This is a genomic window from Prauserella marina (assembly GCF_002240355.1).
In the GTDB taxonomy this organism is placed as follows: domain Bacteria; phylum Actinomycetota; class Actinomycetes; order Mycobacteriales; family Pseudonocardiaceae; genus Prauserella_A; species Prauserella_A marina.
Map to the genome: position 1 here is coordinate 83,791 of NZ_CP016354.1, position 14,440 is coordinate 98,230.

The following is a 14,440-nucleotide window of genomic DNA, read 5'->3' on the forward strand; positions in this document are numbered from 1 at the left end:
GGCCACGGAGAACCCATGACCGACCACGACACCGACCACGACACCGAGGCCGACAGCGGAACGTCATTCCAGACCTACTTCCCCGACCTCTCGACCTGGGTCACCGACTGGCTGCTGCTGGTGTGGCAACACCGGCAGACCCCATCCCAGGTGTGGTGCCCCCAGTGGTGGCAACACACCGAGGTGATCTCCCGCTTCGAGGGCATGTGGCGATCCTGGGAACTGGCCCGCCTGGACAACGCCGCCGGAATGGCCGCCTGGTGGCGCGACGTCGCCGACCACCACATGCCCGTAATCACCGACACGGACGGCCCCTTCCACCACTGCCGCACCGGCCACAACAAGGACAGCGCCACGAAGCTGCTGCTCACCGGTGAACCCCCGCCGCCGGGCTGGTTCGCCCCCGAACCCACGTCAGCATCGTCCGACACCTGGACCTGACCCACCCCACTCGCCACCCGGGAGCACAGCGTGGAACTCGATCAAATCAGCAAAGAGGTCGCCCAATCCCTGGCCCAGCTTGCGAGCATCGCGCTCAGCCTGTCCCAGCACACCCAGCAACTCCACGCCGCGGCAGCGCAACAACAACACCGCGAACTGCGCGACCGCGAACGCATCACCCACCAGCTGGCCACCGGCCTGCGCCTCGACGACCCCGCCACGCCACCGGTTCCCGGTGCCACCGCCCGCGCCAACGACTGGTCTGCCGTCGACGACCTCGCCATCGAGGAACAATGGGTGTTTGCGGCCGTCCGCGAACACGCTGGCGACCCCGGCGCCACCTCCGTCCGCACCGTCCTCGACGACCTCCTTGAACAACGCGGCGTCGAGCGTGCCGTGCTCGACAACCTGCGCAGCGGCACGCGATTCCGGGACGCCGCCGCCACCATCAGCGCCCATCTCACCCACGCCCAGCAGACCACCCCCGAGCAGCAATCCGAGTCCCCGGCGGCCGAACCGCCCACCCTGCAAACGCCCCGCAACCCCAGCACCTACCGGCGAAGCAGCGAGCACATCCCCACCAATCTGGACGGCCGGGAGTTCGAAACCAGACAGCAGGTACACGCCCGCATCGGCCTCTGGTCCGGCCTGGCCGAGCAAGGGCAACGCAACGCCGTGATCTTCCTCGCCGAGCCGCTCTACGGCCACGACTCCGACGTCGATGACCTCTTCGATCTCACATTCCCCGAGGTACGGGACAACCGGCTCGCCGAGGCCCAGGCCGCGATGCTGCGCACCCCCACCGCCGCCACCGCTGCCGACCTGGCCTACCTTGCCGGGCGCGCGGAAGCCGCCCCCCATCGCGTCCAACCGGAGATCACCCCCGCACTGCGGGAGGTCGCACGCGAGGTCACCCGCACCCAATTCGCCGCGGTACCGACCCTGCAACGCAAACTCGGACTCTCCCGCAGTGAAGCCACCGGCGCCCTGCAAGACCTGGAGCAGCTCGGTGTCGTCGGCCCCTCCAACGGCGACAAGGCCCGCGACGTCCTGATGCGTCCCGAACAACTCGACACCATCCTCGGCCCGCCCGCGCCCCCCGGACCCGATCCCGCAGGCAACATCTACGCCGACGGGTCTCCCGCCGCACGTATCGCCGGGGCCAGCTACCCCGACTCCGCGCAGGAGGCCGTAACCCGCGCCCGTCGCAGCCGCGCCACCCCTCCGCGTCCAGCGCCGAAACCCACCCGGCAACGCGACCGCGACCGGAACCGGTGACCATTCACCGGTCGCGCTGATCCCGATCCGCCCGATCCCGCCGCACCTTCGGTACCCGTCCCGCGTTCCCCGCCTCCGGGGCCGCGTTCCCTCGGCCGGGGCGATCGGCCGAGCCGCGCGCGGCCAGGATCGCCGCCCGCCCAACCCCGTGCGGGCCCGCCGCACCGGCCTCGACGCTCGCGCCGAGGCCACGGAGTTCGGCCGCGGCCGCCGCCGCCATCCGCGCGGCCCCCGCCGCGTCCCGCGCCGCGTTCGCGCGCGCCACCGCATCCGAGAACCGCATCAACTGTTCGATCAACACCGCGACCGTCGCCATCCCACCGCGGCCACTGATCGCCGCCGTGGTCATTACCGAACACGCCGCCCGCATCGCCGGTGCACCAGGACTCGGGGCCCCGCGCCGCTGTCCATGCGGCATCTCCGCCGCCCGGGACAACCACAGCCCCGCCCGTCCCAACATCGCCTGTTCCCGCGCCGGCGCGCGCGTGGACAACCCCGCCACCGCCTCCGCGGTCTCCCGCGCGATCGCCCGCCACGCCTGAACATCCGACAGCGGCGTCACCGCCAGCACTCGCTCAAACTCCGCCAAGTGCTGCTGCGCCAGCGGCCACACCGACTCGGCGCGACTCCCGCGCACCCCCGCTCGCCGCTCGCTCCCGCGTCGCGACCAGACACCCAGCGCATCCGCAGGATCATGCCCATCCCACCGGTTACGGATCGCGGGCAGCGTCAGATCGAGGGCAAGGTTCCCGCCGCCGAACCACACCGGTGTCTGCCCAGATTCGGGTGGCAACGCCACCGAATACCCCACCACAGCCGACCGGCCGCCGCGCTCGTAGCGAGGCCGCACCAGCACCCCCTGGCCCCGCAACAACCGAACCCAGTCCGCCTCCGACTCCGCCGGGCCGACCGAGGCACGCACCAAGCGTTCCAACCGGTCCCGGTCCACCTCGGAACGCCCGGCGCGCTCGGCGCGATCCCGTTCCCCATGCTGCCAGCCGCCACGGCCGGCAACCTTGCGCTGCGTCTTCACCACCAAGCCCAGCGTCGGATCGTCCTCCAACTCGGCACGCACGGCCGCCATCTTGTAGCGGTCATTCCACGTCGAGGCGATCGTCCCGTTCTCCCGCGCGCGGTGTACCACCAGATGAATGTGATCCCGTGGCCCGTCCGCGCTGCGCGCGAGTCCGTGGTGCACGGCAATCCACCGGCAGTCCTCGAAACCCAGCGCGGCCACCGTCTTACGCGCCACATAGGCCCACTGCTCATCCGACAGGCGCGGATCGTCCGGATGCAACGAAATCGGCACGTGATACACGAACCCCTCCGCCGGGGGCGGCATCTCCCGCAACCGCGCAGGAGCCTCCATCTCGTGCGCCAGCCCCATCTGCTCCGACGGCTCACGGATCTCGATATCGGTGACGTCGCTACTCCACGCCGCCACGATCCGCTGATCAGTGTGCTCCTCAAACCGGCCCGGCCCGGCCAAATACGCCAGCAAACCCACCAACCGGTCCCGCGTATTCGGCTTCCGCGCCGCGTGCTTCACGATCACCGGGCACCACCGCGGCGCGGATCAAGCCGCGCGGCAACCCCATCAAACCGGGCCACATACTCCACCAGCCGCCGCACCGCCATCGGCACCTCAGCAGGAACCGACCCCTGCGCCTGCGCGACCCTCGTCAACCGATTCAGGTTCTCCGCAGCCCGCCGCAACACCCGCGTCACCCCCAACACCTCCGCCGCCAGCGTCTCCCGCTGAGCCACACTCATCCCCTGGCCCTCGCGCGTACTCATCACCGACGCCACCAGAAACGACGGCTTCGACAAGCCCGCCGCCGCAGCCGCGATCTCCACAAACTCCAGTTCCTCGTCGCTCAACCGCACCGTCACCTCATGCGGACGACCCCCCGGAACCCGCTGCCGACGCAACCCCGAACCCTGGCGACTCAGCCGCACAGCACCCTCCCCAGAACCCGCAAACGCGGAACAGACCTGCCCCTTCCCCAGCCCAGCGCAGCGACCGGACCACCGCAGTGTGGCCCGGACCGACACCGATCGGCAAGATCCAAACCGCGATCAGACCCCCTGATCGACTATCTTGCTCCGCCAAAGCGGCTCATCAAGGGCGCGAGGCGACGAGCGCACGCCGACGACACAGCAGCAAGCGCCAGCGAGCTTCCGCTTCCAGCTCCGCAACCGGCCGACGCTCACACAGACCGGTGCGCCGAACGTCACGAGGACGCGCTGACGCGCGTGCGCCGCTGAGGCGTCGCAGCGACGGCGGGGAGACTGGCTGTCGGGCTGGGATCGAATCGGCGCGTCACAGGGACGACACTGGGGAGCCCATCGGGGCGGGCTGGACCCGAACCAGGTCCGATGTTTGTCTCTGCCCCCTCCCCACCACCGCATTCGCCCGATAGCTTGATGATCATGAGTGACAAGAGCATTGAACAAGAGGTACGCGCGGTACTCAGGCAGAACCTGCCCATCCTGCGCGAGCTACGCAAGGCGATCACCGACGTGGAAAAGTGCGTAGACCGGGAGAAGGTCGCACACGAGGCCACGCTCGCGGCCGTGGAACACGCACGGGCCATGCACGCATCGGCGCTCAAGGAAGGGTGGTCCGAGAAGCAACTGCGTGCCCTGCGCTTAGTACCCGCACCCGCCAAACGTAGGCGCGGCAAGACCAACCACAAGAGTTCCCGACCAGCGGCCCCCGACACCACCAATGGCGACAGCGCCCAGCCGACGGCCGCCGAGCCACCGCCGGTTCAGCCAGGGTGAGCTGGGAGCGGGCATGGCGCGCTCACGTCGGCGGGAGCGCGCCAATATGACCGTTGCCTACAATCAGTGGCAGCACCGGAAACGCCAAGTTGGATGGGGCGAGCACGCACTGACACTTCGTCGAACGTTGAGGGCTTGCCCATGAACATGTTCGACGCGTGGGCAGATAGAGGCGGCAGGCTGGCTTTGGTACTTGGAGGCCGGTGCGGCGCAGCGGGTGGGCACTGTGGGAAAACGTCCGCACACACGAAAATGCCCCCGGCAGAAACCGGGGGCATTTGATGTTGGGGTGCTATTCGTTACGGCGGCTGAGCATGGAGGGAAGCTGGCGAGTATCGAGTGGGGCCAGACCTCCGGCGCGCCTACGCGGCGATCGGGGCGGGCTCCGCCTCCTCGTCGGTTGCCGCGCTGGATACGGCAGACAGAACCGGCGTGTTGTCGAGCTGGCGGCAGTCCAGGCACAATCCGCGCCGAAGCTGGCGAATGCCTCCGCACTGCTCGCACGTTCCACCAACGATCGACGTCACCGGCGCGACGGTGGGCCGTTCTTCGGGCTGGGTGGCCGGTGTGGCTTCGGCGTCGGGCTGCGCCCTCGGCGTTCCGGGCTCGGGTAGCGAGTGAGCCTGCACCCACGCGGCGACGGTGGCACGCTCGCGCGGGTCGGCGTAGCGCTTCCACTCGCGGCGCAGGATGCCGCGCGCGCTGGTTCCGACGCGCTCCGCGATGAAAGCGCAACGGGCTTCGATTGCCTGCGCGCGGGTGTGACCGGCGGGCAGCTCGGTAATGCCGGGGCGGCCGGACTCCCGGCAGTCTCCGCACAGACCATCGTCACCGTGCCCGGCGCGTACCCGGTCGGTGGCGACGTCGGCGGCGGCGCGCTCAAGCCAGCACGCGACGCACGGCAGGCCGCGCACGTCGGGAACTCCGGCCTTGTCGTAGTCCAGTCCGGAGGCGTAGACATGCGCATCCTGCGCGCGCTCGTCGCGGTCCTTGGTCTGCTGCCCCTCGGCGACTCCGGCGCGCTCGGTGAAGTAGCGGGCGGCGGCGGCTTCCTGGCGGGCTTGTCGCTGGGTGCGCTGGGCCTTGCGGCGGGTCGGGTCGTAGCTGCGGCGGCTGTTGCGCGGCGCGCGGTAGTTGTCGCGTCCGTAGCGGGACGGCGCGGCGGGCTCGGCCTGCGGGCGGTACTGGCCGTTGTCCTGCTCGGGCGCACACGCGGCGATCAGGGCGCGGTGGGTTTCGTCGGTGGTGCGGCGCCATGCGTTGCGCAGCTTTTCCACGGCGATACGGTGCGGGTACTGCTCCAAGGTGGACGCGCACCGGCCGATCAGGGCGAGCGATGCGCCGTCGGCGACGTTCAGCAATTCCCGCATTTCGCGCTTGGCGCGGCGGTTGTCACCCTCCTTGACCAGGATCGCGACCTGAAAAAGAGCATCAGAAATCGTCGTCGTCTGCGACATGAATTGTTCCCCACTACTGATTTTTTGCGAATCACCGGGTTTGCCGTCCCGGTTTGTCTTACAGTCCTTAGTCTAGGGGATCGCGGGCCTATTTCTCAACCCGTGGCGGCTATTTTCTCCCTCCAATTTGGGCGACTTTTCGACTCTACGCAACCGCTCTACCAGTGGCTTTACCCACAAAATAGGTGAGCAACCCTTGCCAGTGCAATTGTTGCATTAAATGATTGATACCCTTTTTCCTCCCGTCCCCCTCGTACGTGCCATTCCTTGTGCCACGTCAGGTGGGTCAAGGGTGGGCCCCGAAAAATCTTCGGAGCTTGCGGAGAAGAATTTTTTGGGTGCCCTTGACCCACCTGACGTGGCATAAGACCCTTCCGGCACGAGGGGGGCGCTGGTGACGCGCGGCCGCCACGCCGTGGATCTGCCCGGTCGCGTCGAGCCCGGCGGCCGGCGACGTGGTTACACTGGGGCTCGCGCCGGGTTCGGGTTTCTACTGAGCCCAGCGAATCCCCGGCGCACCGTGCCGCGCAGCTTTTGCCGGATCGTCGCTCGCGACGGTTAGCCTTCGGGCTACTGCGCACGGCACAGTAGGCGTGCCTGGCTTCAGCCGGGCACGCCTTCGCCGTTTCTGGCTCTTACCGGCCACGCTGGCACGCCCGCCGAGACGGGAGCTGGCAGGCGGCGGACGGGTCAGGGGAATAACGCGGTCTGCGCGGGGTCGATCTGCATCAGGACGGCCCGGACGCGGGCTTCGTCCCAGCCGTCGCGCACCGCGGCGGCCAGAGCACGTGAACGTTCCGCGCGTTCGTGGCGGGCGAGGCCGGACCACGGCCTGATCCACCAGCGTTGGCGGCCACCGCCGCGGCCCTTGGCGGCCATCCGGCGAAGGTTGTCGGCCTGGGTCGAGGGCCAGATGTGGCTGATCGCGGGGTCGGGGTGCGCGCGCACGCAGATCGGGTTGTCGCAGACGTTGTGGATGGGGTTCTGCATTGACCGTTGACCACTTAGTGGCGCCGCCCGTCGTTGCTGGCAGCAGTCCGTTCGACGTCCAGCTCCGCGGCGAGGATGTCGGTGGTCGCAGCTAGGCTGCCAGGTCATGACCGAGGATGCGGTCGAGCCGCCGTTCGCTCTGTCGGGCTTGTCCCCGCGGGCGATTCGGGATGCGGTGCTGGAGGAGGAGCGGGCCGGGTTCGAGCGGCAGTTCCGCGCGGCCCTGGATGTGGCGGGCGAGACGCTGGACCTGACCGGGGTCGAGACGGTGTTGCGGGCGTGGCAACGCATCGGCGAGCTGACCGAACGCGACGGCCGGGAGAAGCGGCGCGAGGTCCTGGCGCGAGCGGTCCGGGTGTGGCGCAACCGGGACAACCCTGACCCCGAGCGGGATCGCCAGTCGCGGGAGTTCGAGGAGCGCTTGTGGGCGCGGCTGAGCGAGGAACAGCGTCAGCGGGTGCTGGCGCATCGGGAGCAAGTTCGTCGCCAGGTCGAGGTCGGCGAGCCGGTCACCGACTCGCAGGGCCGGCCGATGGGTGAATCTGAGCCGTATGTCTTGGTGCCGTTGGACGAGCTGTCCTTCGACGACGATGCCGAGATCGCAGCCGAACGTCCGTGATCAGCCGAGGCCGGGCGTGTCGCCGGTGCTGGCGCGGCTGGTTTCCCGGGCGGCGTCATGGATGATCTGGGCGAGCAGCTCGGGGTCGTCGTGGTTGATGTGGTGGTCGGCGTGCCGGGCCCAGATCTGGGTGGTGTTGGTCGACATGTCGAGGAACTCGGCCTGAAGCTCGAGCCAGGGCGGATACCAGTCGTCGCGGCCGACCGGCCCGGCGGTGACCACGGTGATCGGCAGGTCGCCGAGGTCGCGGGCCTCGGTGCGCAGGGGCTGCCGGCCGAGGAGCAGGCCGATGAATTCCTGGACCACTGCGCGCCGGTTGCGGGCGCTGAGATAGCGCGCGAGGTGCGCGTCGACGAGGTCGGCGGGGACTTCCCGTTCCGCGTCCTGCCGCAGCTCGGGCAGGAGGCCGAGGGCGAGCCGCAGACGTCGCCAGCCCAGAACCCTCAGCCGCCAGCGGGCGGCATATTTCCAGAGTTCGGCGTCGCCGATGCTGGGGTCGGCTTCGTGCAGGCGCTGGTATTGGTCCTCGTGGCTGGAGTCGACCAGGATCAGCCGCGCGACCCGCTCCCGATGCCGGGCGGCGAACAACCGGGCGATCAGGCCGCCGACGGAGTGCCCGACGAGGATCACCGGGTCGGTGATGCCGAGCGCGGTGATCAGGGCGTCGACTTCGTCGGCCATCGCGCTGATCGTGCGGGGCCAGGGCGCTGGGTCGCTCCAGCCGACGCCGCCGCGGTCGACCAGGACGAGCGTCGCGTCGCTTCTGTCGGCGAGGGCGCGTTGGACGCGGACCCATTCGTCGGCCGGGGTGCTCAGCGACGGCAGCACGATCACTGCCGGCTCGCTGCTGCCGGACCGGAACACGTGCAGCCGACGGCCGCCGATGTCGATCAGCTCGCCGGGGGGCGGGAACCGGCGGGCGTCCCGGCGTTCGGCGAGCCGCTGATAGGTGGCGCTGGCCGCGCCCAGCGTGACGGCGCCGGCGGCGAGCAGGGTGCGGCCGCGCCGCAGGAGCCGTGCCGCCATCAGCGGGCCGCCGAGGCCAGGTCCAGCGGCGCGGTGAACGGGGTGCGGTGGGCGATGCGGGCTTCGCGCAGGTGCTTGCGTTCGGTGAATTCTCGCCGTCCGGGACCGAAGACCAGGGCGGCGTGCAGGTCGACCGGGTCGCAGCCGTGCAGCCGCTCGAAGCGGCGGCCGGCGTAGCCGTGACGGCGGAGTTCGGTGACGATGTCGGGTTCGTCGTCGACGAATGCGGCGAGGTAGCCGTCGCGGAGGCGGCGGTCGACGATCCAGCAATGTTGCAGCTTGACCTCCAGCGCGGCCTGGGTGCCGGCCTTGTTGGGGCGGGAGAACACCGCGGCCGCGGGCGGCAGCCCAGCTGCGGCCAGCCAGGATCGGGTGGCCGGGATCGTGAAGTCGGGCCGGGTCGTGGAGTAGATGACGGTGAACCCGAGCGCGGCGGTCGCGGCGACCAGGTCGCGGCCGGCGTCGAACACGGTGGCTTCGCCGAGGCGGGCGAAGAACTGCTGCCAGACGTCCCGCCGCCAGGGTTTGGGGCCGAGTTCGTCGGTGACCGCGGACATGTCCGCCAGCCCGCCGTCGATGTCGAACAGCACGACGCCCTCTCCGCTCATGCCAGGGACAGTACGAGCCCCCGACGCCTGCGGTCCTCAACGACACCCGTCCTGAACTGCGGTATTGACGTTTGTGCGGCCACGATCGTCACGGTTCCAGTCGCCAGCGCAGGGTGGGCTCGCGGACGGCCTCGGGTCGGCGGGGTTGGTCGCGGCGGAGCAGGACCGAGAGCCGGCCGTGCGCGGCGACCAGTTCGGAGGCGGTTTCGTTGTGGCGGCGGGCTTTCGCGTAGCCGAACGCGCGTCGCAGCGCGGTCAGGGTCTCCGGCTCGGCGGCCGCGAGCAACGCCGTGGCTTGGCCGGTGGTGTCCGCGAGACCGGCGAGCATGGCGGTGACCTCGGGCGTGCCGGGAGCGACCGTGAGTGCGGAGACCAGAAGGCGCAGCTGGGTGTGTAGCCCGTAGAGCACCGCCAGCGGATCGGCGCTGGGCTCGACGTTCGTGGTCACCGTGTCCTCCCCCGGCCCGCTGGTGCGGCCGCCGGGGAGACGCGCCGCCAAGCTGCGTGTGACGCGACGGTCAGGGCTCATCACGCGGTGTCACTGGCTGATCGGGCGGGGCGGGTCGACGAGTTCGATGCCGATGGCGACGACGCCGAGGGCTTCGCGCTCGGGCGGATAGATCTGGCGGATGTTCGCGAGCTGGTCCTCGCGGGTGGCGAGCGGGTTGACCGAGGCGACTTCCTCGTGGTCGAACATCTCGTCGAAGTCGCTGTAGCGGGCGATGCGGGTGACGCGGGTGAGGACGTCGTCGCCCTGGCAGCGGAACCGGATCAGCGAGCCTTCCTTGATCTTTTTGCGGCTGGAGTCGTTGACCCGGATCTCGGTGGTCTTGCGGCCGGCGGCGATGAGGTCGAAGTAGCGCTTGTAGATGCCCATTTCGTGGGCGCGGACCAGGGGTTCGGTGGGGCGGGTGGTCATGAGTCTGCCTAGTTCCTTGACGGTGAACGAGCGGAAGAAGTGCTTGGGGTCGGTGAGCAGTTCCCCGACCAGCCAGACCAGCGCGTCGACGTAGTTGTCGACGTCGCCGGGCCAGGCGGTGGTGTCGAGCATCCAGGGCTCGACGTCGGCGGGGAGGGCGTCGCGGCCGTGTTCGCGCAGCAGCGACTTCGACAGCTTCGCTCCGGTCGGGGCGAGGACCTGGGGTGTGAAGATCCGTGACGGCATTCGCGCCGGCGGGGTGTCCAGGGCGCCGTGGGCGCCGTCGACGAGCTGGCAGCCGAAGGTCCAGTCGCCTCCCTTCATCATCACGTGCAGCGTGCGCTCATCGCGGCCGAGCGCGCGTTCCTTGACCAGGTTCCGATAGAGCGTGGCCAGGTCCAGGTAGGGCGCATCGTCTTCGGGGTCGATGTGCGCCTCGTAGCGGCCGTGGTCGAAGCAGGCGGCGGTGAAGGTGGCGCCGTCCTCGTCGAGGTGGGCGAGCTTGGTGCGGTCGGCGCGTTTCTCCGCCCAGCCGCACTCGGGACAGGGAATCCGGACGTGGACGACGCCGTGGCTGGGCGCCATCCACCAGCGGATGTCCTCCAGGCGTTCGAGGGTGCGCAGGAACTCCGCGCGGAAGCCGGGGCTGGCCTGCTGGTCGGTGTAGGTCTCCACCGCGTAATCGGTATCGGTCGCCTCCGACAGCGAGTCGAAGAATCCCCGGTAGTAGCCCTCGATCAGCTCGCCGATCTTGTCCTTGCCCAGCGCGTGGTAGTAGGTCTGCTGGTAGGCGTGGTGGGTTTCCGGGTCGAGCACGACGTCGTAGGGCGCGTTATCGAGGGCGCCGAACCGCACGACGGTGTCGATGGAGAACTCCCGGCGCGCGATCTTGGCCAGCAGGAACGCCGCGGTCTGGACCAGGTTCGTCCCGAGGTGCGGGGCGCCGTTGATCTGGGTGCCGACCACGAACTCGATCCGCGCCGGCCGGGCCGCGAGGACGCGGGGGCGCAGGATGTCGATCGAGCGCAGCAGCGCGTTGGCCAGCACGCTGTTCGGCGAGAGCAGCAGCTGGGCGGTGTCTGCTTTTCCGTTGCGGGACAACGAGATCACACTCCCCTTTTGTGTGTTGCGTTGGCGGGCAACGGTTGTCAGGCTGCTCGGCTGGGTTTGGGCAGGCGCAGGTTGGAGCAGATGAAGTCCAGCCGCGCCGCGGCGGCGTCGGGGGCGACGAACACCGGCTGGTAGCCGGCGTCGAAGTAGCCCTGCACGATCAGCTCGTGAACCCGGCGGATCTCGCGGTCCTTGGCCCAGACGATGTCGTCGGGGTCCTCGAAGGTGTCCAGCGGGTCGAGCACGAAGACCGCGTCGTAGCGATAAAGCCGGGTCGCTTCCTCCAGTTCGGCGGTGGGGCGCAGCCCGAAGAACGCGTCCCAGCCGTAGCCGTCGGGGATGCCGCGGTTGTAGAACCTGATCCCGTGCTTGTGGGCGGTGTATTCGGCGACGAACGCCTCCAGCACCTCCAGCGAATACTCGCGCCGGTCCTCGCGCAGCAGGTGCCGGCCCAGCCGTTCGCGGTGCTTGCGGTAGATCTCCCGGCCCGGTTCCTCAGCCATGCAAGGAATCCCGGCGGCGTGGATCGCCGCGATCAGGTCGTCCTTGCCCGAGGAGGGGCCGCCGGTGATCACGTAGCGACGCGGGTCGCCGGAGGCCGCGGCCTCGAGGGCGGCGGTCAGGGCGGGGTTGGTGGGTGTGCTGGTCACGACGCTGATCCGTTCTCCTGCTCGATGCTGCTGTCGGGGGCTGCGGGGCGGGCGAAGAACCCTTCGGTCCAGGTGTTGCCCAGCCCGGTTTCGCCGTGTAGCGCGGCGACGAACTGCTCGCGGCTGGCGCCGCCCGCGGCCGCCTCGGTCAGCCGGGACGCCTGCGGCGCGGTCAGGGCCGGGGTCCAGCCGGCCAGCGCGACCAGCTCGTCCGGCGAGGCATCGCCGTCGGGGGCGAAGGCGGTGGTGTAGCTGATCGCTTCGGCGCGGGCGGCGGCCCAGCGCCAGGCCGCAGTCACCGCGGTCTGGATGATGTCCATCCGGTCGGCCTCCAGGCTGATCAGCCGCTCGACCGCGAGGAGTTCGGCGCGGGCGGCGTAGAGCGCCGACCACAACCGGCTCAGCTGCTCCTCGTGTTCGGCGACCTCCCAAGCGAACGGGTCCGCCGAGACGGGCTGCCGCGTCGTGACCGGGGCCAGCCGCGGCGCGATCAGCGCCGAGCGGGTGAACCGGTCCGCGTCGGCCAGCAGCTCCCAGGCGACCTTCTCGATCAGCTTCGGCTCGACCCGCTTGCGGAAGTGATGGACCTCGTGCCCCGCCGCCTTGGCCGCGAGCTCCCGGCGGACTGTCAGGTTCTGCCCCGGCTCGGCCGGCGGCAGCCCGAACAACGCCCGCGCCGCCGGCGCGTAACGGGCATCGTCGAACCGGGCCAGCAAACCCCTCAGCGTGCCGTCCAGGGCCGCCGTCCGGCTCGCCTCATCAGCGGGATCGACCGCTCGCGCGACGACACCGCGCAGGTCCAGCAGCGCCGCGTCCGCGCCGGCCGGGGTCACCGGCAACCCGCGCTTGAGCAGCCCCTGCACTCCCGCGACCACGTCTGACTCGACTGGGCTTTTTCTGGGCATGACCTGATTCAACCACGGATGCCCAGAAAAAGCCCAGTGGGACAGTCGGGTGAAAGACACGCTGACAGCTCCCGCAACCCCCAATCACGACAGCTAGGTCAGCTAGGCTAGGGCGATGCGTGACCTTGATCCGAACGATCCGAACCCGCCGTATCGGCAGCTCGCTCGCGTGCTCGTCGAGGCGATCACCACCGGCGAACTCAAGCCGGGGGATCGCCTTCCGTCCCAGGCAGACCTGCGGCAGCGGTTTGGCTTGGCCAACATGACCATTCAGCGAGCGATCTCGGTGCTGCGCTCCCAGGGCCGCGTCGTGACGCGCAGCGGAAGCGGCGTCTATGTCCGCGACGAGGCGAACCCGGACGCCACCGGCCTCGATCCCCTCGCCACCAACCAGCGGATCAAGGAAATCCTCGACCGCATTCACACGCTGCAAACCAGACGCATCGTGCTGAAGGAACTCATGGAGGAGATGAAGTCCGACTCCGACGACTCGCAGATGCGCGTCGTGTTCGACCTGGCGAACGCGTCGCTCGAGGAGACCCGGAGCTTGATCACCGAACTGGCCTCCTTCGACTTCGCCGCCGAGGCCGACCTGGAGCGTAAGAACATGGACCTGTGGCCGAGGGCGCGCAAGCCGGTCAGCGACGGTTCGTGACGCGCCGGAGCAGGTCGAGGTTGCCGGTGACCTGCGCGACCAGCTGATCGGTGCGCTCGCATATCTGGTCCAGCTGCCGCAGGGTTTCGGCCAGACCGGTGTCCCAGGTGCGGCGGAGGTTGTCCATCGCCACCCGTGCCCCGGCGAACGCCGCAGCCACCTCGTCCAGCACGGCCCCGGTCTCGCTCGCCTCGTCCCCGGGGCCGGGGCCGGGGCCGGGGACGCGGGGCCCGTCGCCGGATGTCGTCACGGGTTCCAGGGTGACACCCGAGCCCGGCAGTCGGTGAGGCGGCTTGGAACGCCCGGCGAATAAAGTAAACCCGGCCCACGAGGGGCCGGGCGGGTATGGCCCCACTGTAGCAGCGGCGCCGCCGGGAGGCGGCCGGATTCAGGCGATGTCGAACAGGCTGAGCTGGTCGGCGTAGCTGTTGCCGAGGGCGATGACCTCGTCGACGATGCGCGCGAGCTCGTGCGGGTCGTCGATCCCGGCCGCGAGTGCCGCGCAGACCGCGGACCTGATGGCGCGGGACTGGCCGGCTTGGCCGCGCCTGTCGGCGCGGTCGATGCGGGAGCCGCCGGGCGCGACGTGCGCGAGCCGGTCGCGGCCGGCGGCCATGGCGAGGTTTTCGCGTTGGGTGCCCGGTCGTAGGTGCTCCAGCTTGGTGCAGATGGGCAGGTCGCAGGTGTGCATGACCACGGTGCGCGCGGGCAGCGGGCCGTGCCGGGCCCACCAGAGCCAGCGGGAGACGCGGACGGTTTCCCCGCGCCGGTCGGCAGGAAGATCACCGTCGCCGTAGTTGGGACCGTGGAAGCGGCCGTAGCCGTCGTCGGCCAGCGCTCCGATCCAGATGGTGTGGTTCGCGGTGACCACGGCCTTGCGCAGGAATCGGGCCCAGGACGAGGGCGTGGCGTAGGGCGGGATCTGCGTGATGTCCATGTCCGGTCCCCTCACCTGGGTGTCCGCATCGTTGATGATGCCTGGTGGGACCGACAAG

At 69.8% G+C, this 14,440-nt stretch carries 17 protein-coding genes; 5 read left to right on the forward strand and 12 right to left on the reverse strand.

Annotation, left to right across the window (positions count from 1 at the left end):
• Window positions 1-15 precede the first annotated feature (15 nt).
• Window positions 16-441 carry a DUF4913 domain-containing protein gene (locus tag BAY61_RS32425; protein WP_091810681.1) on the forward strand — a complete coding sequence of 142 codons (426 nt, stop codon included), beginning with the start codon at window positions 16-18 and terminating at the stop codon, window positions 439-441.
• 30 nt (window positions 442-471) lie between these two features.
• Window positions 472-1,719 (forward strand): DNA translocase FtsK, encoded by a 1,248-nt coding sequence (locus BAY61_RS33735; RefSeq protein ID WP_211323647.1) that lies wholly within the window; start codon window positions 472-474, stop codon window positions 1,717-1,719.
• Window positions 1,720-1,723: 4 nt separating this feature from the next.
• Here BAY61_RS33735 and BAY61_RS32435 read toward each other — a convergent pair whose 3' ends face one another.
• A complete protein-coding gene (locus BAY61_RS32435; protein WP_091810680.1) occupies window positions 1,724-3,274 on the reverse strand; it encodes a relaxase/mobilization nuclease domain-containing protein in 1,551 nt (516 codons plus the stop codon).
• The gene (locus BAY61_RS32440; RefSeq protein ID WP_425439994.1) at window positions 3,271-3,774 is read right to left on the reverse strand and encodes a plasmid mobilization protein; all 504 of its coding nucleotides are present in this window, start codon (window positions 3,772-3,774) and stop codon (window positions 3,271-3,273) included. The genes BAY61_RS32435 and BAY61_RS32440 overlap by 4 nt, the downstream gene beginning before the upstream one ends.
• Window positions 3,775-4,152: 378 nt before the next feature.
• On the opposite strand from BAY61_RS32440, the gene BAY61_RS32445 reads away from it, so the two are divergent.
• Window positions 4,153-4,506: a BTB/POZ domain-containing protein gene (locus BAY61_RS32445; protein ID WP_170140319.1), complete on the forward strand. Its 354-nt coding sequence runs from the start codon at window positions 4,153-4,155 to the stop codon at window positions 4,504-4,506.
• Between the two features lie 362 nt (window positions 4,507-4,868).
• Here BAY61_RS32445 and BAY61_RS32450 read toward each other — a convergent pair whose 3' ends face one another.
• Both BAY61_RS32450 and BAY61_RS32455 read right to left on the reverse strand, forming a co-directional pair.
• Complete coding sequence (locus tag BAY61_RS32450; protein ID WP_091810677.1) at window positions 4,869-5,963, reverse strand: hypothetical protein; 1,095 nt, start codon at window positions 5,961-5,963, stop codon at window positions 4,869-4,871.
• Window positions 5,964-6,653: 690 nt separating this feature from the next.
• Window positions 6,654-6,953, reverse strand: a complete 300-nt coding sequence (locus tag BAY61_RS32455) for a hypothetical protein (protein ID WP_091810676.1) — start codon at window positions 6,951-6,953, stop codon at window positions 6,654-6,656.
• A gap of 106 nt (window positions 6,954-7,059) precedes the next feature.
• On the opposite strand from BAY61_RS32455, the gene BAY61_RS32460 reads away from it, so the two are divergent.
• Complete coding sequence (locus tag BAY61_RS32460) at window positions 7,060-7,572, forward strand: DUF6247 family protein (protein ID WP_091810675.1); 513 nt, start codon at window positions 7,060-7,062, stop codon at window positions 7,570-7,572.
• Here BAY61_RS32460 and BAY61_RS32465 read toward each other — a convergent pair whose 3' ends face one another.
• From BAY61_RS32465 to BAY61_RS33300, 6 genes are all read right to left on the reverse strand, one after another.
• Window positions 7,573-8,598 (reverse strand): alpha/beta fold hydrolase, encoded by a 1,026-nt coding sequence (locus tag BAY61_RS32465; protein WP_091810674.1) that lies wholly within the window; start codon window positions 8,596-8,598, stop codon window positions 7,573-7,575.
• Complete coding sequence (locus BAY61_RS32470; RefSeq protein ID WP_091810673.1) at window positions 8,598-9,206, reverse strand: LNS2 domain-containing protein; 609 nt, start codon at window positions 9,204-9,206, stop codon at window positions 8,598-8,600. Before BAY61_RS32470 ends, BAY61_RS32465 begins: the two co-directional genes overlap by 1 nt.
• Window positions 9,207-9,294: 88 nt before the next feature.
• A complete protein-coding gene (locus BAY61_RS32475) occupies window positions 9,295-9,654 on the reverse strand; it encodes a hypothetical protein (RefSeq protein WP_091810672.1) in 360 nt (119 codons plus the stop codon).
• Window positions 9,655-9,744: 90 nt separating this feature from the next.
• Window positions 9,745-10,125 carry an ASCH domain-containing protein gene (locus BAY61_RS33290; protein ID WP_176879935.1) on the reverse strand — a complete coding sequence of 127 codons (381 nt, stop codon included), beginning with the start codon at window positions 10,123-10,125 and terminating at the stop codon, window positions 9,745-9,747.
• Window positions 10,126-11,273: 1,148 nt separating this feature from the next.
• Window positions 11,274-11,885: an AAA family ATPase gene (locus BAY61_RS33295; RefSeq protein ID WP_170140320.1), complete on the reverse strand. Its 612-nt coding sequence runs from the start codon at window positions 11,883-11,885 to the stop codon at window positions 11,274-11,276.
• Window positions 11,882-12,748 carry a hypothetical protein gene (locus tag BAY61_RS33300; RefSeq protein ID WP_176879928.1) on the reverse strand — a complete coding sequence of 289 codons (867 nt, stop codon included), beginning with the start codon at window positions 12,746-12,748 and terminating at the stop codon, window positions 11,882-11,884. Before BAY61_RS33300 ends, BAY61_RS33295 begins: the two co-directional genes overlap by 4 nt.
• 157 nt (window positions 12,749-12,905) lie before the next feature.
• Here BAY61_RS33300 and BAY61_RS32495 point away from each other — a divergent pair, with 157 nt between their 5' ends.
• Window positions 12,906-13,445: a GntR family transcriptional regulator gene (locus BAY61_RS32495; protein WP_091810669.1), complete on the forward strand. Its 540-nt coding sequence runs from the start codon at window positions 12,906-12,908 to the stop codon at window positions 13,443-13,445.
• On the opposite strand, the gene BAY61_RS32500 is transcribed toward BAY61_RS32495, so the two are convergent.
• Both BAY61_RS32500 and BAY61_RS32505 read right to left on the reverse strand, forming a co-directional pair.
• Entirely contained in the window at window positions 13,429-13,695 is a 267-nt protein-coding gene (locus tag BAY61_RS32500) for a hypothetical protein (RefSeq protein WP_091810668.1), read from the reverse strand. The two genes, BAY61_RS32495 and BAY61_RS32500, sit on opposite strands and share 17 nt — an antisense overlap.
• A 138-nt stretch (window positions 13,696-13,833) precedes the next feature.
• Window positions 13,834-14,439 carry an HNH endonuclease gene (locus tag BAY61_RS32505; protein ID WP_143021488.1) on the reverse strand — a complete coding sequence of 202 codons (606 nt, stop codon included), beginning with the start codon at window positions 14,437-14,439 and terminating at the stop codon, window positions 13,834-13,836.
• Window position 14,440: the final 1 nt, after the last annotated feature.